Below are 19,580 nucleotides of genomic sequence, written 5' to 3'. Positions count from 1 at the left end.
CGCTTGGAGGAAATATGAAAGTGAGTTTAGTTCGTCGTTATGCCTCAGTGTGTGCCCTTGTGGTGTCCATCGGGTTGTTGCCTGGTATGGTCAGTGCGGCCCATCACGAAAAAGAAGAAACAGTGACCTCTGCGGAACAGGTGAACAAAGAAACGCAGGAATTGCTGGAGTCGCTGAAAAATTACTCCGCAGAGCAAAAAGACGAAGCCATGAAGGCAACGAAAGAAGGTATCGACAGCCTGGATAAACATATCGATCAGTTGCAGACCCAGATAGAAAAAGACTGGGACAATATGGATCAGGCAGCCCGTGAGAAATCCAGAGAAAGCCTGAAATCCATGCAGGAACAGCGGGTAAAACTGGCTGAATGGTATGGCAGCATGAAGAGCAGCTCAGCCGATGCCTGGGAGCATGTCAAAGAAGGCTTTTCTGGCGCTTATGACAGCCTGAGTGACGCCTGGCAAAAGGCCAGCGAAGAATTTTCTAAAGAAGAAAAAGAGTAACATGAGCGCTGCGCCTCTGCGAACGGGGCGCATTTTTATCTGTGAAGCGCTTTGCCAGTCATGATGACCATGAAAGGTACCTTCTTCGATGGCGTTGCAGATAGGGTAATGAGCGTCACGTCTTGCAAGCCGGCAACTGATATGAGAAAGTTTGCCTCGTTGTGGTCATCGGTTTACTGAAAACCGATACAACCCGCTTCGTATAACCCCACTGATAGGGTGTGGGGGTCTCTACCAGAATCCGTAAAATTCTGATTACGAAGAGTAAAGTCGATTAATCGCTTTTCTCTTTGTCATGGTCAGAATATCCCATTCTCCTTTACTGCAGAAAAGCTGTTAATCATCCCAGTCAACGTATTGAGAATCTGATTAAGAGCACCTGATGACATCCTTTATTACCGGTTTACCCAAAGTAGAATTACACCTGCATATTGAAGGCTCACTGGAACCTGAGCTGATGTTTGCACTGGCCGAGAGAAACCAGATAGCCATTCCTTTCCACTCTCCAGAGGAAGTACGCGCTGCGTACCAGTTCCACAACCTGCAGTCTTTTCTGGATATTTACTACCAGGGCGCGAACGTGCTGATTCACGAGCAGGATTTTTACGATTTAACCTGGGCTTACCTGTTGCGCTGTAAAGCCGATAACGTGGTGCACACAGAGATCTTCTTCGATCCGCAAACCCATACTGAGCGGGGCATTGCCTTTGAGACTGTGGTGAATGGGATTCACCGCGCCCTGGAGCAGGGCAGGAAAACGCTGGGGATTTCCAGCCAGCTGATCATGTGTTTTCTGCGCCATCTCGATCAAGATTCTGCGTTTGTCACGCTGAGTCAGGCGTTGCCGCATAAAGATAAAATCGTGGGCGTAGGGCTGGATTCCTCGGAGCAGGGCAATCCACCGGAAAAATTCAAAGCCGTTTTTCAGCAAGCGCTGGCCGAAGGGTTTCTGACTGTGGCTCACGCTGGTGAGGAAGGGCCGTCGAAAAACATCACCCATACCCTGGATCTGCTGGGGGCGACCCGGGTGGATCACGGCGTCCGTTGCGTTGAAGATCCTGCGCTGGTTGAGCGTTTAATACAGGAGCAGGTGCCTTTAACCGTGTGCCCGCTGTCGAACTTGAAACTCAAAGTGTTTGAGGAGATGAAAGACCACAATATTGTCGAGCTGTTACGCAAAGGCCTGTGTGTCACTATCAATTCGGATGACCCGGCGTATTTCGGCGGCTATATGACAGATAATTTTCTGGCGGTGGCCGATGCACATCCCATGATGCGGGAAGAGATCGCCCAGTTTACTTTGAATGCGATTGAAGCCAGTTTCATCAGTGCTGAAGAAAAGCAGCGCCTGACCCGAATGACACAGGATTATCTTCAAAACGAAAAGTTATCCGATCACAGCAATAGATAATCCAACGATTGCAAAGGGGCTCCCGGCACTGTCCATCCAGCGGGCGGGAGCCGCTTTCCAATCAGCTGACTAACTCGCCGGATAACCAGTCGAAGATTTCCCGCAGTTTTTCATCGCTGAGGTGAAGCAGGTTGTCACCGACATACCATTCGAGCAACGATTGCTCAGGTAAGGCCGCTTGTTGCGGATTTCCCAGCCATATTTTCTGCTCTGTCGCCAGTCTGTCGCGAATGGCCATGGCCTTTTCCGCACTGACCGGCAGATACAGATGCAGCATATTGGCTTGTGGTGCAGCCGGATTTGGCGTCAACAGCGGGTAATCTTGCAATATGCGGTAGAGCTGCTGAGTCCGCTCGAACAAGGCCGGCATCAGCGCCAGGCGCTGGTCGAACTGCATCGCAGCGGAAACCGCATAAGGCGTGCGATGGTAGACGTTACCGCCCTGGCGTTGCATCCAGAGCCGAGCCTTTTCAATGAATGCTTGATCGCCCAGCAACATTGAGCCGCCCAATCCGCCAATGCCTTTGTACAACGAGACATAAGCTGAATCGAAACCGTCAGCAATCTCGCTGTACTCACGGCCATACCAGGCTTTGGCTTCCCACAATCTGGCGCCGTCCATGTGCAGATGAATTCCCTGTTCGCGGCAATGGGCTTTGATTGCGTTTAAATCTTCCCATTCAGGTAACTGGCCGCCAATCTCACGCATTGGCAATTCATACAGGACGGCAGCAATATCGTCCGGCCATGCCTGCAGATCGGTCAAAGACCAGGTTTGATGCGGGTTGCCGACAGGCAGAACAGTAAAGCGATGCTGCAGCAGATAACCCTGTGCTTCATGCAGATAAATATGACTGGAGGGATGCATGGCCACAACAGGGTTTTTGCGTGCCATACAGGCCAGTTGCAGTGCGGTCGGTTGGGTCATCGTCCCTGAGATCACGAACAGGCCTGCTTCGTAGCCCAGCAGATCGGCGACTTTGGTTTCAAACTGCTGCAGGTCATCGCCCTGACCGTAAATATCATGTTTGATCTGATGGTTCTGACACCAGTCTGCCATTTGCCGGAAGATCTCGGCCGGCGACAATTCATGGTTGCCGGGGACAGACAGAGTGCATTGAGAGCGTAATTCCGTGCTCATAATAATCCTTGAAATAAGCCACTTCATTTTAATTTGTCGTCAGGAGTTTATGGTGGCTTATGCCAGTGCGCAACAGATTTCATGGACAGTTTTGATAGCGATCCGCTCAGGGAGTCTTAATTGCCTGTTTAATATTCAAAACGGGAAAATTCGCTTTCAATCGATGCATACAATTCCGATATCCAGGCCGGGGAGGTGTCGGGAACCGGGCGGATCGGGTTTTTCCGCGGATCATGCGGTGCAATGACTACTTCGACATTGTCTTTGCCAATTTTCCCTACCAGGGTAAACAATTCTTCCACCGCGCTGTCGCCGATTGCAAGACAACCAATGGAGTCGGCTTTTCCATGAATGAAAATATTGGACCCCGGCGATTGCCGACCTTCAAGCGCGGCGTATTTCAAATCGAAGTCATTGGGATAATTGAGCTTCATCGACAAGTGGAAACGGCTGTTCGGGTTAAGACCGATAATTTTGTAGACACCTTCCGGCACCTGACGGTCGCCTTCCTTGAGCTTTGGTCCAGCTTTACCGCTCGCCGCCGTGACAGGGTAACTGTAGACAAACTGGCGTCGACCCTGCTGATCAAACGCCCATAGCTCCAGTGCTTTTTCTTCTTTCAGGCCAAGTAACGCAATTCTCTGTGGCGGATAACTCACATCAGCCTGGCGGAATCTGTACTTCAGCCGCATTTCAGACAAGTGTCCGTAGGTGGTGAGCACGTCATCAACGGTACGTTTTCCCAGCGCCGAAGGGGGAATCGATGTCGAAAATGTTTGCCCTTGAGCATGAGCGCTCATCAGTAAAGACATCACAGCAAAGCAGGCTGGTAAGTTTTTAGTGCGCATATTTCCCCAACGTCATATCTGGTCCATGAAATGAAAAGTGTTGATCACATTATCAGCAGTAAGCTGGCAGAGTGTCAGATCACAGCGGCTGGAAAGTAAAATCTTCAATCACGCCATTGCTGTCTGCATTCAGCACGTAATCAAGATGCATGTTCCCTTTTTGCTGGTAGAAACTGATCCGATAACCATTGTCGCCGCGGTTATTCTCAACATGGTAGTTGCTGGTGACTCGGGTATTGATCGCATCACCCCGAACAATACCGTTCACAGCCGGAGACGTGGCGACGATGTACGTCAGCTGATTTTCTTCTAAGCTATTAAATTTAATGTAGGAATAGGTTTTCTTTTTGACCAGTTGCCCATTTTCCAGAATATTGCCGTTGCTTTCTGAAAAATAATAACCGTTCAGGTTAACTGTAGACTCAAACCCGATCTCAGGATCTGGCTGGCCCATAGATGTACAGCCTGATAACGATGAGAGAAGAATAATTGAAAGTGCCTTTTTCATACTCACCTTGATTCTTATAATGATGAAAAGGGGTCAGTAACCCCAACCAATGACAGTATTTAATGGCGTCAGAACGCTACGTGTCATTAACTGGTGATGACAAAATGATAGGTAAGCAGGCGGTTGAAGCGAGGGATAAGGATAAGCAATATAAGAACATACAGAAGACAGCTGAAAAAGCGGGCAAATGGCTGTCAGTAGGATCAAAGGCTACTGCACAAAGCTCTGGGTATTGCCCTCAAGTTCTTATGGGGTTGTGACGGTTAAAGTAATACGTCTTTCGCACAATATATGCTGCTCATCCCTGGCGCGCTGTAGCAACTCAGTTTGTCTTGTAATATGGCTGATGGTAAGGCGAATCCGGTTTGACCGTTGATCTTAATGGTGGTTTTGCTCGCGTTGATGTGATGGGAGATCTCAGAACCGTTGCTCAATGTCCAATAGGTATCAAAATCGCTGGTATTGGCACAGACCGAAATGGAGCAACTGACCGGGGTTGTCTCACCACGCTCGAACACGATGCATTGCGATTGCATCTCACCGCAACCCGCGTTTGCTGCTGCTGAGACCATCAGGCCACACATCAAAGTGAGGGATAAACAGGTAAAGCCTTTCATAATTCACCTTATTGTTGCTCTTCGTCATTTGTCTGTTCATGGGGCGTGCTACCAAGGCGACCAAAATGAAGAAAGCATGCGATTTTTCTGGCTGGCGCAGTGTTGAATCTGATCATGGTGGGTGAGACAGTCACTGTCGATGGCTGTCTCCGGAAGACGGTGCTGACCGATGACGAGGTCAGCACCGAGAGGATTACGGCTGGAAATGACGATGCTCCACATCACAGCGAATCACAGACTGAGCGTCGATTAAGCCGGCTAAGTGCTTGCGGCTTTCCAGGTAATGCGGTGTCAGTTTGTGCGCCGCAAGTGCGTCTTCACTGGTGTAGATTTCATACAGGTAGAAGTCGTGGTCATTGTCCTGAGAGGACAGCACATCGAACACCAGGCAGCCTTCTTCATTCTCTACCGAAGCCTTGGCGTTTTCCTTCATGATGGCCAGATACTGGTCTCGAAACCCTGCTTTGACTGAATTTTTCACAATAATACAAAACATAAAGCGCACTTCCTTTTTGTCGGTTTGAGGAACAATGTGTTCTTCGTTTGAATATCAGGCTCTATATTGTATACAATGATATAAATTATTGCACACGGAGTGGCTGGTTATGGCTGAGAGACCCAAACCGTTGAACGGATTACGACATTTAGCGTTAGCGGTATATCCTTTTGAGGCGTGTATCCGCTTCTATACCGACATACTGGGTATGGAAGTGCTCAGAAAAGCGAGCGAGAACCTGATTTATCTCACCTGTGGTAACGACAATTTGTCGCTGAGCCGGGCGTATGAACCGCAGGAGAATCACAATCAGTCCCTTGATCATTTTGGCTTTGTTGTCGACAGCAAAGAAGAACTGCAAGCCTGGTTCGATTTTCTCAAAGCCAAAGGCGTGCCGTTATTGGATACACCGCATGATCACAGTGATGGTGCGCGCAGTTTTCACTGTACCGATCCGGCAGGCAATGTGGTTCAACCGATTTATCATCCTGCTATTTCAGGCCAGCGCCTGCGCTCGTAAAGCGATGTACCCGACGCAATCGCGTCGGGTACAGGCTTTATTTTTGATTCAGTAAATAATCTAAAATATCCACCACTTGTGCTGGGTCTGTCGCCCATGCATTGGCGCTGGCATCCACTTCTTTGAGCGGGTGGACAATATCTTCGCTGTGCAGTGTGATGTAGGGTTTGTCCAGTGCGGCACAGTATCCGGCATCAAACGCGGCATTCCACTGTTTGTATTTATCACCGAAACGGATAACGGCCACGTCGCATTGTTTGATCAGTTTCTGTATCCGGATGGCATTGACCTTGGCCGATTTATGGTCGCGCCAGAAGCTGTTCGATTCCGCACCCAACCCATCTCCCGCGGCATCACTGCTGTCGTGATCGGTCACGGCGGAAGTAAACACGATATCGAGATCTTTCGCCTCACAGCCTTTAATGATTTGTTCCCGCCAGTCGGTGTGGATTTCACCAGAAAGATAGACATTCCAGGTCATTGCTTACTCCTTTTCCTATCGTGCATGTCTCAGTAAGTCAAAGTATACGTGTATGTATACCTGTCGTGATGACAGAGGCATGCGTGTTTAAAGTGAATTATTGTACACAAAAATAATCATTTTTGCACACGGATGGGGTCAGAAGTAAGCAGGACAAGCACGCAGGGGAGTGCCTGGGGAGCGGGTGATGAACATGCAACCATCTTGGTCGCTGATCCGCTGAAAGCCGAGTGCTTCGTAAAATGCGGTGTCGATGTCGCTGTGAAGAAAAACCGTTGTTACCGTTGTTGTTGAGAAAAGATGATGGATTACACCGAGAATCAGCCGACTGGCACAGCCTTGTCTGCGATGCGCTGGTGAGGTTGCTATCGAGCCGATACCTGCCTGCCCGTCTTTCAGGCCAAACTGATCACGATACAGGATCAGAGAGGCAACAGGCACGTCCGATTCTGCCAGCACGTACCATTGGCCTTTGGCGTATTTTGGGCTGCTTTTGCAGGCGGCAAGATACTCCGCCTGGGGCATTCCACCGCCCCAGGCGTCAAAGCCCATCATATACAGCGCGTCCATTTCGGACTCAGTGGCTGGTCTGATAATCATCCGTTTTCGTTTTGATACATGAGGTTCAGGGGCACAACTGTTCAGCGAAAGCAGAACTCAGCCCAACGACTCAGGCCCGCGGTAACCGAACCAAAATAGTCACCCGCCACGATCGGCACACCGGGCAGGCGTTGTTCGATAAGCTGGCGTAGCATGGGGGAGCGGGCACTGCCGCCTGTCATAAAGATAACGTCCGGTGCGCATTCAGCCTGAGACAAAGCTTCATTGATCAGAGCGCTGATCTTCTCCGCGTTGCTGTTGACCGCCTCTGCCAGCTCAGAGCTGGTACAGCTGATTGGCAGTGTTTCCTGTCCGATGCGGATCTCAGTGCTGGCACTGGATGCATCGGACAATGCGATTTTCAGCAGCTCGGCTTCGCGCACCAGCTGATGACCTAAGGTATGGTGATAGACCTGCAGTAACCTTTGCAGCAAAGCAGGCTCTGCGGAATCCCGCACGAGCTGCTGCAGCACGGCTAAGTTCGCGCTGGCGTAAAAATCACTTTGTGCGGCCACATTGTTGATCGCCACCGGGTTCCAGAATTGGCTGATCGGCGCTGCCAGTCCGCGCTGGTTGGTGCTGTGCTTGCCAAACAAAGGCATGATGCGTTCGAAGGCGAGGGCGATATCCAGATCGTTGCCGCCAACGCGGCTGCCGCTGTGGGCCAGTAATCCTTCTGTTCTGTCTTCTTGATTTAACCAGCCCGGTCCCATTTGCAGCACGGAGCAGTCGGTAGTACCGCCACCAATATCGACCACCAGGACGGTTTTGTCTTCTTGCAGCTGACTCTCGTATTCCAGACCGGCAGCCACAGGTTCAAACTGGAATTCTATCGCTTTGAAACCAGCGCGCGTTGCCGCCCGGCGCAGAATGCTCTCGGCCTGCTGGTTGGCCTTACTGCCGCCTGTACCCTGAAAGTTGATAGGGCGCCCGATCACGGCATGGGTGATACTTTCACCGCACTGGCTTTCACTGCGGTGTTTGATGTTCGCCATCATGGCGCAGACCAGATCTTCAAACAGGCTTAGCTGGATGTCATGTAAACCGGAAGCGCCAAGAAAAGACTTGGGTGATTTGACGTAATACACTTCATCAGGATCATTGAGGTAGGTGTCCAGCGCCTGCTGACCAAACTGTAAGGCGTGCGCATCAACGATGATGTCATCATCTCTGTTGGCGGAAATCGAACGTCGCAGTAATTGCTCGCCAATCTTATCCGCGGGCTTGATGTCATAGTGACGAAATAGCGCCTCGCTGACGGCCTCGCGGCTTGGTGCTGCAAGCGTCGAAGGAATAAAAAAGCTCTCGCCTTCCAGGGGAAGCAACCTTGGCTGACCATTCTCCATCACAGCAACAGCGCAGTTGGCTGTGCCGTAGTCGAAACCTATGTACATACTTCCTCCTGACAACTAAAAAGCCGACCAGTGTACGAAAATTTCGGCCTATGACAAGAAAAGGAAGCGCAGAGCGTGAGAATTGCATTGCGTCTCGCAGAACAGCTTCTAGCGATAAAGCTTACGGAAGAATTTTGACGTGAGCGTGTAGTCGTAGCGAAGCTGAATCAATGAATAAACCAGTGTAGAGCCAGCCACTGTTCCCCAGGGGTAGAAGAAAAAGAGGATGCAGCCAAACAACATTGTGGCTTTTTCAGCCCAGGGATGGCGGATCAATAGCCCGTATCCTGCCGTGAGGTGAAGCACTATCATTAACACAGCCAGCAGCACCATAGAGAAATTGTTGGTTTCTATGTTCATGATACCGTCGATGGCGGCCTGAAACCCTGAAACGATCCCCCAGATCAGCCAGATAATCGCGTAAAGGGCATGAAAACCTATCGCCAGCCTGAATTTAAGTGAGTATTTTGAGTGCAGGGCATCGTGAGGCTGCGATTGTTCGCCCTCAGTACATTTTTTACACATTTCTACCGGAGTACCGTCAGGTTTATCCAGCGTTCGAACACCGCATTGTACGCAGTACATTATTGACGCACCAATTGCCTGTTTATCGCATCGCATTTTAATGCGATAGCTGTAGTTACAAATTTACAGATGCAAAGTTTCATGAGTTAACAACATTTCCCAACAAATATAATTTCATATAATGCCGTGTTCTTTAACATTTGAATGTCAGTTTTTCGCTTTTATGGTGTTTGAAATGATGAAAATGCTGTGGGAGTCTCATTTTGATGAATTAAATGTACTGTTACATAAGGTTATGAAATTTAAGGCTTATGTAAATTAGTCTTACCTAAATTTAGGTAACTACACCCGGCAATATACTTTCTGGCTTTTTTCTATACGTAATGACATAGCGATATACGACTTATATTTTGTCAAAGCATGCATCGAAGCGTTGTTATGAATTTATTTCTCTGCAGATCTTATTCAGGCCACTTTTTTTCAACTCAAGTAATTCTGACTCACAGCGATGAAAGGCATCAACAAGTACAGGATCAAAATGAGTGCCGCTGTGTTTACGGATATAGTCAGCAGCATCTTCAATGCTCCAGGCCGGCTTGTAAGGGCGTTTACTTGTCAGGGCGTCGAATACATCAGCAATGGCTGTGATACGTGCTTCAATCGGAATCGCCTCTGCCTGTAAACCGTAGGGATAGCCCGTTCCGTCCCATTTCTCATGATGATAGACGGCGATGTTTTTAGCCATCTGCATCAGCTCGGAAGTGTCGTCCCCAAGAATTTCTGCCCCTATCAGGGTATGGCGTTGCATGATTTGCCACTCTTCGCCAGACAGCGCCCCTTTCTTTTGCAGAATATGATCCGGGATACCGATTTTGCCAATATCGTGCATAGGTGCTGCATGCAGCAGGGTTTCCGACCACGCCGGGCTGTAACCGGCGGTTCTTGCAATGGTATGGGCATAATGGCTCATGCGAATCACGTGATGGCCGGTTTCGTTATCTTTATATTCTGTTGCTCTGCTCAGTTTCTGGACCACGGAAAGCCGGGTTGATTTCAGCTCGTCCATTTTGACCAGTGACAGCTGATTTTTCACCCGGGCCCGGACAACGGGCGGGCTGACGGGCTTGGTGATGAAATCGACCGCACCGAGCTCAAAACCTTGAGTTTCATCTTTGGTGTCGGACAGCGCGGTCACGAAGATTACCGGGATGTGTTTGGTGTCTGGTGCCGCAGAAAGCTGCTCAATCACTTCATAGCCGGACAGGCCGGGCATCATAATATCCAGCAGGATCAGATCGGGTTTTTCTGTGTTCGCCAGCGCAATAGCACGGCTGCCGTCTCTGGCAAATAGCAGGCGGTAATCCGATGCCAGAATGTTTTTCAGCACTTGTAAATTGGCGGGTTCATCATCCACAACCAGAAGGGTTTTACGTTCATCCATGTGATGCCTCCACAGTCTGCTGGCTGACGAGATAGTTATTTAGCAGCGTGGCTGCTCGATCCAATTCAAAATCGCTCATGGCCGATTCCACATCCATTGCCAGTTCTGCAGGGAGTTGGGATTTAACCGCCGAAAAAGCGCAATCCGGCATTTCGCCCTGTTCCAGTTGCTGAATGATTTTGCTGATATCGTCCTGGTTGAGGGTTGTCGCTGTTTGATGCTCAGGCTCGGCAGAGAAGTCCTCGACCGAAGTGAGCAGCAGTGTAATGGCATTAAACATTTCACGGTATTGAGTAAACAGCGGTACGGTATTTTCGTCACGTTGTAATGCTTGTTCCAGCTTTTTCATGCAATGATGGATACCCGGCATGCACAGGTTACCAGTCACGCCTTTCAGGCGGTGGACATGAGACAGGGCTTTTGTCTGGCTGCCACTGAGCAGACGAGCCAGAAAATCCGGGTGGTGCTGCGGCTGGCTGATGAATTTCTGTATGGCGGCGAGCTGCGATTGTTCATTGCCCCAGAGCAGGCGTCCTTTCTCCAGATCGATCAGGGTATCCTGATTGTCATCCTGCTTCTCAGGGTGAACCGGCGCCTGGAGGATAATCCCTTTCAGGTAAGCAATTTCTGCTTTCAGTGCATAGATATCGATCGGCTTGACGGCAAATCCGTTCATACCGGCGGCGAGTGCGTTACGTCTGTCTTTTTCCAGAACGCTCGCCGTCAAAGCGATAATCGGCACTTGTTTCAGCTTGTGTTCCTTTTCATATGCCCGGATGGCTTTGCTGGCTTCCAGACCGTTCAGCTCAGGCATTTGAACATCCATGAGAACGATATCAATGTGCCTGGACTTATATTGTTCTATGGCTTCTGTACCGGTTCTGGCCGTGATTAACTGATGGTTATCCCTTTTTAATAAGCCTGTCATCAGCTCCAGGTTCTGCTCGACATCGTCAGCCACCAGTATGGTCATGGGGGGAATATGTACATTGTCTGTCGGGCTGTCATCAATCTGGGCAGATTGGCCCGCCAGCAGGGGCAGATCAACACGGAAGGTGGAACCTTTGCCAAGCTGGCTGTAGACGGCAATTTTACCGTCCATCAGCTCAACCAATTGTTTGGCGATCGTCGTCCCCAGACCTGTGCCACCAAAACGGCGGGACATAGTGCTGTCTGCCTGCGAGAAAGGCGCAAAAATGCTATCGAGTCTGTCGGGCGCAATGCCAATCCCCGTGTCCTCAACCAGAATGGTGATGCCTTTGGTGCGGCTGGAACTAATATCCAGTCTGACATAACCCCGCTCGGTGAACTTTACCGCGTTACTCAGTAAGTTCAGGATAATTTGCTGAACGCGGAGCGGATCACCCTGGAAATATTCACTGAGCTGCGGCTCATAGCGCATTGTCAGCTCTATGCCTTTTTTATTGGCTAACAGCGATTGAGTCGCGATCAATTGCTCACAGATTTGGCGAAGAGAGAAATGGCGGGATTCCAGCTGTGTGGTGCCGCTTTCCAGCTTGGCTGAATCCAGTACATCGTTCAGCAGGTTGAGCAGCGTTTTCGCAGAGTGCCGGATAATGCCAAGGTGTCTTTGCTGTTCAGTGCTCATCTTACCGTCCAGCATGAGCTCGGAAAAACCGATAATGGCATTCATTGGCGTGCGCAATTCGTGACTCATATTGGCCAGAAAAGTACTTTTTGCCTGAGCTGCGATTTCTGCTTCTTCTTTGGAGCGGCGCAGATCGGCTTCCATTTGTTTTTGCTTGCTGATGTCTGTGATCACACCGACAAAGGTGCTGACGCCATTGAGTCTGGATTCGCCGATGGACAAACGAATCGGCTTCATCAGGCCATTTTTGTGCAATGCCGTGACTTCCCGGCCAATGCCGATGATGCGCGCTTTCCCGGTGTTGCGGTAATTTTCCAGATAGGAATCGTGCGCACTTTGATAGGGTTCTGGCATCAGCATACTGATGTTCCTGCCAATAACTTCACTTTCGTGATAACCAAAAATACGTTCAGCAGAAGCATTGAATGACAGGATGATGCCGCGCTGAGACATTTTAATAATGCCGTCCACGGCGGTATCTATGGTGGCTTTCAGCTCAGCAGCGGTTTCTTCACTGTGCTGCAGTAATGAGCGATAGCGGGTCAGGGCGTTGACTGCCGCAATGATCAGGCTCAGGGAGACGGTGACAATAGAAATCGTAATCGCCAGCAGGTAATGTCGCTGGCTGCCAGGAACAAATGCCGGATCGGGCTGGCCGACAAAACGGGTCGCTTCCATCGCGGTATAATGCATGCCTGCAATGGCCAGTCCCATGACAACGCTGGCAATGAGCTGAACCTGATAGCCAGGCATTGAGCGATGTTTGCGCAGACCGAAACTGATCCATAAGGCCAGTGTGGCTAATGAGGCGGCGACAAAGATAGAGAGTGCAAATAAAACAGGATCATATTTCAGCGCAGGGCCCAGTACCATCGCCGCCATGCCGATGTAATGCATTGAGCCAATACCCAGGCCGACGGTGATACCACACAGTATCAGTCGTGCATTACTGACAGCCCGTTTCGTCAGTAAATGGAGCGTGACCCAGGATGCCAGAAAGCTGGGGATGACGGAAAGCAGGGTCGTGCTGATGTCGTAGTTCACTGTGGTACACAACTCGAACGCTAGCATACCAATGAAATGCATGGCCCATACACCCACTCCTAACGAAGCTGCACCTGTCAGTATATGCAGGCGGCGCAGTATGCGGCTATGGCTCTGTTTGGCCGACTCAGCTAAAGAAAGCGCCAGTAAAGAGGCACCCACAGAGATAAGCAAAGAGATGGCAATCAGTGAAAAGTTATATTCACCAGAAACCAGAAGGCTTGGGTCTGTGCCGTCGGAGATAAAAAACGCGAAAAGAGATCTGCAATCATGATTCATCAAAGACCAGCTATCCGCCATCTGATGCGAGATAACCGGTTAGGTTAAAATAGTGTTGTATTTTTATGTCAATGGGCGCTCACATTATCCTGTCGGTCAGGAAGAGTAAACCATTGGGACGTTAGTAAGTGCTAATAATCAACACAATATCAATAAATAGTGATTACCTTATGAACTGATATTCTTATTCATGTTTAAGACAAATTTGTACAAGATTGAGGTTTTGTTTTGGCGTAAAGTGGCTGTTTTCGGAGTGTGGATAGTAGTAAGGCAATGAAAGAAAAAGAAATATCAAAGGAAACATCTGCCATTTTACTGACTGGCAAGGAGAAACGACGTCTGTTTAAACAAGGCGCACTTGCTGTGATGCCTTTATGTGTGGCTGTGATTCCCTGGGGGTTACTTGCCGGGTCCTTTGCGATTGATGCCGGGCTGGACGTGTTTCAGAGTGTGGCCATGTCAGCGATCGTGTTTGCCGGGGCGGCGCAACTGGTCGCAACCGGGTTACTGAAAGCCGGGGTCGGTCTTGTGACCATCTTACTGACCACCTTTTTCATTACTTCAAGGCACTTGTTGTACAGCATCACTATGCGAAACGTGATCAGCCCGCTTCCGCTTCGCTGGCGGTTGGGTTTGGGTTTCCTTCTGACCGATGAGCTGTTTGCCTTGTGTGGCAACCAGTCCCCTCAGCGTTTCCAGCCCTGGTATGCACTGGGCGCCGGACTTTGGTTTTACATCAGCTGGAACATCGCCACATTAGCAGGCATTTTCGCGGGGAAATTTATGCCGAATCTGGACAGCCTGGGCCTGGATTTTGCTATTGCTGCCACTTTTATTGCGATTGTTGTGCCCAGTATTCAGCGCTGGCCGGTATTAATTTCAGTACTGATTGCTTTGGTGATGTCGGTTTTAATGGCCGCTCTGAAAATAGAAGGCGGGCTAATGATCGCCAGTTTAACCGCTATGTTAAGCGGATATATGTCTGAACGTTTGATTGGCAATAAATCAATTCATCGTGAAGGATCAGAAAAAAATCAGGAAGGAAAATGATGATCTGGCTAACTATATTGACAATGACGCTGATTATTTTCACAAGCCGCTATCTATTTTTAGAACCCCGGTTGCCTATAAAACTAAACCATCAAACTCAGCGTTTTTTGGGTTATTCAAGTCCGGCTGTACTCACCGCAATTTGGGCACCTATTGTTTTTTTGCCCGAGAAAAATACTGTTGATATCACCTATAGTAACCCATATTTAATTGGCGCTATTGTCGCGATTATCATCGCACTGAAAACAAAGAATGTTTTATTGACGGCCGTGATAAGTATGGTGGTGTTTTTTTGCGTATCATTTTTTATAAAATGAGACTTTGTTGCTTATATTGTTGATTTTAATGGTTTTCTCTTTTATGAGAAATTCGGATTTATAAACTTAAGTTATAGTTGGTTAATCAAGCCTTAACGCTCTTATAGCTGCCTGATTTATGGGTGGCTGACTTGTGCGTGGAAAAAAAGAAGAGGTTAACCATGACCATGCAAGCATTAAAAGGCAGACAGCCTGATAACGTCAGTGCATATTTAAAACCGAGAGAAATAATCGGAACATCCGTTCTGGTTATGTCAATGCTGTTTTCATTTAACTCACAAGCTAAAAATGAGAATGACTACGATTTACAACCTATAGAGGAATTAGGAAAAAGATTATTTTTTGAAAATATCTCCGATCCAAATCGAATGTCTTGTGCGACTTGCCACGCGCCAAACACGGGCGGGACGTACAATGTATCCGGTGTGAATTTACATCAGGTGGCAGTTACCGGGGCAAGGCCACATTTAAGACCACAAGATTTAGAAGAGGGACAAGAAAAAACGACAGTGAAAAATGCCGGCGGGCTGAAACCGCCGACCAATCAATATGTCAGCTTTTTGCATGACGGAGAAGCGAAAGGCCTGCAAAAACTCCAACTTGCGGGTCAGGGGCCCTGTGGTATTTTCCCCTGCGGCGGCGCATTCTGGAATGGACGCGCTCATGGAGACATTGTCGAAAATACCAATTTAGTTTTTGATGCTGGCGATGCCAGCGGGCAGAAAGCAGCCATTTACTCCAAATATCTTGGTCCTCTTGCCGATCAGGCCTTTGCCAGCCCATTTTTGAACCCTGTCGAGCAAAACCACAAGAGTAAAGAAGATGTATGTCTCCAGGTGGAATCCACCAAATGGGGTAAAGAGCTGTACTACGAGTCATGGGGTGTGAGTTTATCCTGCCAGTCTGACGATGAATCGGCCACGGCCTTTGCACGCTTTGCTGTTGCTTTGGCGGCATGGCAAATGTCGGAAGACAATAACCGGTTTAATTCAAAACGGGATACTGCTCTTGCGGAAGACGACAATCAGCAATTCCCTTTGAAGGGTTTTACTGATCTTGAAAATGAAGGGCACGACTTGTTCTATGGCCAGGCTGGGTGTGTTATTTGTCATAACAGCAATGGTGCCAATGGGACGCATCCTCTGGAGCGGTATACCGATGACAGCTATCATGCGATTGGCGTACCAAGAAACTATGAGTTACCCGGTTCACCGCTACCCGATCTCGGGCTGCATCCAACTCTGGTTAATTTGGGTTTGAATCCGGATGTCACATTCCCATTTCCCCCGGATTCGTGATTAAGAATGCGTTTATTGGTGCCCACAAAACGCCAACACTGCGCAATGTAGATAAACGTCCGGGGAAAGGATTTACCAAAGCGTATGCCCACAATGGCTGGTTCAAGAGCCTGGAAAGTATTGTGCATTTTTACAATACCTCAGATGTTAATGGTCAGACTGCAGCTGATTTTGGTGTGACACGTTGCCCTGCGGGTATCGTGACTGAAAAAGATGCGCTGGCGAACAATTGCTGGCCTGCACCAGAAGTACCAGATGCACCGCTATTAACCATTGGTGGGGTAACCGGTAATCTGGGATTAACCGCCCATCAAGAAGCAGCAATCGTTGCTTATCTGAAAACACTCACTGACACCACGACAGTGGAAGCACCGAAGCCGTACAAAGGTGTCAGCAACACGCCGAAAAAAGGCAAAAAATGAAACTATAAATAAAATGAAAAGCGAGATAACTATCTCGCTTTTTCTTTGATATCGATTATTTCCTTGGCCCAACCGGCACCATGATGTGTGCATAGGGCGTGTCTTTCCACATTACATATGGCCCGCCATTGTTGGGGTCGGTGGGAAGTGAGTCGAGCAAGCTTTTATCGGGGGAGATAATCATTAAATGTGGTCCTTCAACCACCCATTGATTATCTGCCGTTTCACCTTCCGCATAGGGGTCAATATTACTCGCACCGCCGTCACCCGCCAGCATGTAAGATATCCCGATGGCTTTGGTTTCAACGGGTTCTTTTTTCATCCAGGCTTGTGCCCATGCCATCCACGGACCGTCCATGCACATAGGGGCTGTCCCTTTCAGTTGAGGCGGTGTTGGAAAGCATGTATAGGAACTGGAGCCTTTTTGTAAGACATTGTTATCCCAGTCCATTACGGTGACTTTATCTCTGAGTGTGGGAGGTGCTGCACTCAATGCATCCTCCAGCATGGCTTGTTTATCATCGGCATTGACGATAGCAGGGATCCCTGCTGCCACAAGCACGACCAGAGGCAGATATCTGGCAAATTTCATACCGTTATCCTTAGTCGAATGACGGTGCTGAGCAGGTAACCTGTAAAGTATAGTCTGACGGAAGCAAGATAAGCATTGTGACCATATTGCGGCGCAGGCCATGCTGCCTATCGGTGTGGTGTTTGTTGGCCATGTTTGATGGTGTGAAGTGTGATTGCGTTACGAATCTTATGCCGCCATCTGAGCGAATCAAGGCCAGTCAAGGCCAAACTGTATTGGCTCTGACTGGTGTTTTGAACTTGATTGCCGAAACGTTACAGCGGTCCTCCCTGATTGAACAAGTCGCCTGTATTTGCCCAGCATTGACTGAAGGGTAAACCGGACGCTCCGACAGCCGGCAGGGTAATCAGAATGTCATCGGCGCGATTATCATTGTTGCTGTCCTGATCGAGATGGCCATTGGAAACCGTCAAGCTCGGGTGGTCGAATGGCGCTTGGGCACATCTTACCCGCTCATCGGTTAACGCTTTCAGGAAGGCCACTAAATCGGCTTGTTCCTGAGCGGTTAAGCCCAGCGGTCTGATGTCCGGATCCAGATTGGAGCCATTACCGCCAAAACCAGAGTTATTGTCTGACTCAGAACCTCGGCGATTTCCTCCACGGTTGTAGAATTCAACAACCTGTTGCAGCGTCGCAGCGCCGCCACTGTGGAAATACGGTGCGGTTAGCGCGATGTTCCGCAACCCGGGCGTTTTAAAGGCACCGTCGACAGCATCACGTTCCAGACCTGCGATGACCCGATCTCTTAGCGCATTGGTTTGCTGCGCGGAGTCGCAAGGGAGATCAGGGAGTACAGGAACCTCAAAGGTGCAGGGATCGACATCAAAGGGATCGGGTGCATTATTACCGAGTAAAATATCAAAATACTGGCGGGTAAAAGACAGCGGGTTACCCCAGGGGTCAACAGCACCGACACCCAGATCCTCTTTGGTTGGCCTCACGCCAATGTTGTAGAAGCCGTTATCGTAGAGTGCAACCTGGTTGTCGCCCATGATCATTCGCTCGACAAGACCTTCTTCCTGATTCTCCGCTTGCAGGTGAATCGCGGCAGAAGTGAACTCTGGGCCTTTGTGACAGTTGACGCATTTCCCTTTATCAATGAACACCATCAGCCCTTGTTTTTCCTGTTCAGACAGCGCATTTTCATCAGGTTCAATGGCCGGTGAGCAAGAAGGTTCATGGCATCCTCTGAAACGGTCAAACGCCGTATCATCGGAAATGAGCTCCGCTTCGTAGAGCATGATGGCAATGCCCCAGAACAGAGAAAAGTTGATCTCGGTTTGGGTATAGCCCTGACTGTCACTCACCAGTACCGGTTCGCTGCCACTGTTATCAATGACAAAGTTGCCACGGGCTGCCCAGTACTTTGGATCAAATGCCATCCGGATCAACTGAGCGTAGCTGGCTCGTAAACCTTTGCCGCTGGGATGAACCAAATCGGACAGGTGGCTGTCATTGTTAGCGACATCTTGCTGCGCCAGCGGCTGCAAGCTCACAAGGCGTCGACCAAGATCGGCAAACTGTCTGCCAGCACAAGACATTTCAAAGTCGCTTAATGCAGGCCCGACAGCCTGAGATGCCAGACTGGCGTTGTTGAGATCGATCCGGGCAAGTTCAGGGGTACGACCGTTCAGGACCATCACCCTCGCTTGCTCATTACGTCGTCCGAACGGGTCAGTACCGTTAAAGATATTGTTGGCGCGGCCATCCCAAAAATTTCTGAAGTTAAAAACAGCATTGATGACCGTTGGCGTGTTTCTGGGTTCGACTTTGCGGGTCGCCAGATTGGATTGAGTATGGAAAATGCTGCCTTCCGGATCACCACAATACTCATTCAGATCTCTGGGAATGACAGTGCCGAATGAACCATCAAAGGTGCCTGGTGATGTGGCGGAGTCGTTGGTGGAGTAAACAATGACTGAATTGCGGTCATCCTTATCAACCAGTTGGTGAAATGGGAAATCATCCGGAGTGAGGGTGATATTTGCCCGGGCCACTTGGTTACTGGCGGTGAAGCCCTCTGTCCCCGCCGGACTGGGCGGTACGGTGCCACCAAACTCAGTATCAGGGTCGGGGTTGCCGTTGGCATCAACCCGCAGCAGGCCGGGAGTCAGAATATTGGTGATCCTGTTATCAGCACCCGCTTTGAAGTGGCAACTGGCACAGGCTTGTCCGTCACTGCCGACTTGTTGATCCCAAAAAAGGGCTTTGCCCAGTTTTATGGCCATGCTTTTGTCCCTGACAATACCGGTTAAATCAGGTAGCGGTACCTGAAGATTCGTGAGTGCTTCAGGAATCAAACTTTCAATTGGTTCAGGTTCTTCGGAAGGTATTTCAGATTGTGCAAAAAATACAGCCCCTAAGCTAAAACAAGCAATGGTGCTACAGAGCGCACCAAAGCGCATTGCTTTTCTATTTTGTCCCATTATTTTTCCCTCGCATTAATAAACAACAATCAATGCTTACTTCAGAGAGTTTATTATT

The 19,580-nt window shown here is 49.3% G+C and carries 21 protein-coding genes and 1 riboswitch; of the genes, 8 read left to right on the top strand and 13 right to left on the bottom strand.

What is annotated here, in order from left to right; genetic code table 11:
- Positions 1-14 precede the first annotated feature (14 nt).
- Positions 15-503 (top strand): hypothetical protein, encoded by a 489-nt coding sequence (locus tag P4S53_RS02540; protein ID WP_337111235.1) that lies wholly within the window; start codon positions 15-17, stop codon positions 501-503.
- A gap of 178 nt (positions 504-681) precedes the next feature.
- A riboswitch (purine riboswitch) is annotated at positions 682-781 on the top strand.
- 104 nt (positions 782-885) lie between these two features.
- Complete coding sequence (locus P4S53_RS02535; RefSeq protein ID WP_337111234.1) at positions 886-1,914, top strand: adenosine deaminase; 1,029 nt, start codon at positions 886-888, stop codon at positions 1,912-1,914.
- Between the two features lie 61 nt (positions 1,915-1,975).
- On the opposite strand, the gene P4S53_RS02530 is transcribed toward P4S53_RS02535, so the two are convergent.
- The 3 genes from P4S53_RS02530 to P4S53_RS02520 all read right to left on the bottom strand — a co-directional run bounded on the left by P4S53_RS02530 (position 1,976) and on the right by P4S53_RS02520 (position 4,411).
- The gene (locus P4S53_RS02530) at positions 1,976-3,055 is read right to left on the bottom strand and encodes a threonine aldolase family protein (RefSeq protein WP_337111233.1); all 1,080 of its coding nucleotides are present in this window, start codon (positions 3,053-3,055) and stop codon (positions 1,976-1,978) included.
- Between the two features lie 128 nt (positions 3,056-3,183).
- The gene (locus tag P4S53_RS02525) at positions 3,184-3,903 is read right to left on the bottom strand and encodes a L,D-transpeptidase family protein (protein WP_337111232.1); all 720 of its coding nucleotides are present in this window, start codon (positions 3,901-3,903) and stop codon (positions 3,184-3,186) included.
- Positions 3,904-3,982: 79 nt separating this feature from the next.
- Positions 3,983-4,411, bottom strand: coding sequence for a hypothetical protein (locus tag P4S53_RS02520; RefSeq protein ID WP_337111231.1), 429 nt, complete (start codon positions 4,409-4,411; stop codon positions 3,983-3,985).
- A 62-nt stretch (positions 4,412-4,473) separates the two neighbouring features.
- On the opposite strand from P4S53_RS02520, the gene P4S53_RS02515 reads away from it, so the two are divergent.
- Positions 4,474-4,671 carry a hypothetical protein gene (locus tag P4S53_RS02515; protein WP_337111230.1) on the top strand — a complete coding sequence of 66 codons (198 nt, stop codon included), beginning with the start codon at positions 4,474-4,476 and terminating at the stop codon, positions 4,669-4,671.
- Positions 4,672-4,674: 3 nt separating this feature from the next.
- Here the strand turns inward: P4S53_RS02515 and P4S53_RS02510 are convergent, their stop codons facing one another.
- Together P4S53_RS02510 and P4S53_RS02505 are read right to left on the bottom strand one after the other, a co-directional pair.
- Positions 4,675-5,028: a hypothetical protein gene (locus P4S53_RS02510; RefSeq protein ID WP_337111229.1), complete on the bottom strand. Its 354-nt coding sequence runs from the start codon at positions 5,026-5,028 to the stop codon at positions 4,675-4,677.
- A 193-nt stretch (positions 5,029-5,221) separates the two neighbouring features.
- Positions 5,222-5,524, bottom strand: a complete 303-nt coding sequence (locus P4S53_RS02505) for a putative quinol monooxygenase (RefSeq protein ID WP_337111228.1) — start codon at positions 5,522-5,524, stop codon at positions 5,222-5,224.
- A gap of 109 nt (positions 5,525-5,633) precedes the next feature.
- Between P4S53_RS02505 and P4S53_RS02500 the strand changes: the two genes are divergently transcribed.
- Positions 5,634-6,044 carry a VOC family protein gene (locus P4S53_RS02500; RefSeq protein ID WP_337111227.1) on the top strand — a complete coding sequence of 137 codons (411 nt, stop codon included), beginning with the start codon at positions 5,634-5,636 and terminating at the stop codon, positions 6,042-6,044.
- Between the two features lie 37 nt (positions 6,045-6,081).
- Here the strand turns inward: P4S53_RS02500 and P4S53_RS02495 are convergent, their stop codons facing one another.
- From P4S53_RS02495 to P4S53_RS02470, 6 genes are all read right to left on the bottom strand, one after another.
- Positions 6,082-6,525 carry a YtoQ family protein gene (locus tag P4S53_RS02495; protein WP_337111226.1) on the bottom strand — a complete coding sequence of 148 codons (444 nt, stop codon included), beginning with the start codon at positions 6,523-6,525 and terminating at the stop codon, positions 6,082-6,084.
- 138 nt (positions 6,526-6,663) lie between these two features.
- Positions 6,664-7,125 carry a GNAT family N-acetyltransferase gene (locus P4S53_RS02490; RefSeq protein WP_337111225.1) on the bottom strand — a complete coding sequence of 154 codons (462 nt, stop codon included), beginning with the start codon at positions 7,123-7,125 and terminating at the stop codon, positions 6,664-6,666.
- A gap of 41 nt (positions 7,126-7,166) precedes the next feature.
- A complete protein-coding gene (gene yegD, locus P4S53_RS02485) occupies positions 7,167-8,519 on the bottom strand; it encodes a molecular chaperone (protein WP_337111224.1) in 1,353 nt (450 codons plus the stop codon).
- A 108-nt stretch (positions 8,520-8,627) separates the two neighbouring features.
- On the bottom strand, positions 8,628-9,104 hold the full coding sequence (locus P4S53_RS02480) for a hypothetical protein (RefSeq protein WP_337111223.1): 477 nt from the start codon (positions 9,102-9,104) through the stop codon (positions 8,628-8,630).
- 376 nt (positions 9,105-9,480) lie between these two features.
- Positions 9,481-10,485, bottom strand: coding sequence for an HD domain-containing phosphohydrolase (locus P4S53_RS02475; RefSeq protein WP_337111222.1), 1,005 nt, complete (start codon positions 10,483-10,485; stop codon positions 9,481-9,483).
- Positions 10,478-13,417, bottom strand: a complete 2,940-nt coding sequence (locus P4S53_RS02470; protein WP_337111221.1) for an MHYT domain-containing protein — start codon at positions 13,415-13,417, stop codon at positions 10,478-10,480. The genes P4S53_RS02475 and P4S53_RS02470 overlap by 8 nt, the downstream gene beginning before the upstream one ends.
- A 273-nt stretch (positions 13,418-13,690) precedes the next feature.
- Between P4S53_RS02470 and P4S53_RS02465 the strand changes: the two genes are divergently transcribed.
- The 4 genes from P4S53_RS02465 (at position 13,691) to P4S53_RS02450 (ending at position 16,504) form a co-directional block, all read left to right on the top strand.
- The gene (locus tag P4S53_RS02465; protein ID WP_337111220.1) at positions 13,691-14,467 is read left to right on the top strand and encodes an AzlC family ABC transporter permease; all 777 of its coding nucleotides are present in this window, start codon (positions 13,691-13,693) and stop codon (positions 14,465-14,467) included.
- Positions 14,467-14,784 carry an AzlD domain-containing protein gene (locus P4S53_RS02460; RefSeq protein WP_337112046.1) on the top strand — a complete coding sequence of 106 codons (318 nt, stop codon included), beginning with the start codon at positions 14,467-14,469 and terminating at the stop codon, positions 14,782-14,784. Before P4S53_RS02465 ends, P4S53_RS02460 begins: the two co-directional genes overlap by 1 nt.
- 161 nt (positions 14,785-14,945) lie before the next feature.
- Positions 14,946-16,082 (top strand): cytochrome c peroxidase, encoded by a 1,137-nt coding sequence (locus P4S53_RS02455; protein WP_337111219.1) that lies wholly within the window; start codon positions 14,946-14,948, stop codon positions 16,080-16,082.
- Positions 16,079-16,504: a hypothetical protein gene (locus P4S53_RS02450; RefSeq protein WP_337111218.1), complete on the top strand. Its 426-nt coding sequence runs from the start codon at positions 16,079-16,081 to the stop codon at positions 16,502-16,504. The genes P4S53_RS02455 and P4S53_RS02450 overlap by 4 nt, the downstream gene beginning before the upstream one ends.
- Before the next feature lie 55 nt (positions 16,505-16,559).
- On the opposite strand, the gene P4S53_RS02445 is transcribed toward P4S53_RS02450, so the two are convergent.
- The gene (locus P4S53_RS02445; protein ID WP_337111217.1) at positions 16,560-17,096 is read right to left on the bottom strand and encodes a hypothetical protein; all 537 of its coding nucleotides are present in this window, start codon (positions 17,094-17,096) and stop codon (positions 16,560-16,562) included.
- A gap of 254 nt (positions 17,097-17,350) precedes the next feature.
- Positions 17,351-19,324 carry a cytochrome-c peroxidase gene (locus tag P4S53_RS02440; protein WP_337111216.1) on the bottom strand — a complete coding sequence of 658 codons (1,974 nt, stop codon included), beginning with the start codon at positions 19,322-19,324 and terminating at the stop codon, positions 17,351-17,353.
- Between the last annotated feature and the right edge of the window lie 256 nt (positions 19,325-19,580).

Origin of the sequence: Photobacterium sp. Hal280 (assembly GCF_037162255.1) — a bacterium.
In the GTDB taxonomy this organism is placed as follows: Bacteria; Pseudomonadota; Gammaproteobacteria; order Enterobacterales; family Vibrionaceae; genus Photobacterium.
Note: the sequence above shows the minus strand (reverse complement) of the source record. Positions and strands in the feature narration are given on the sequence as shown.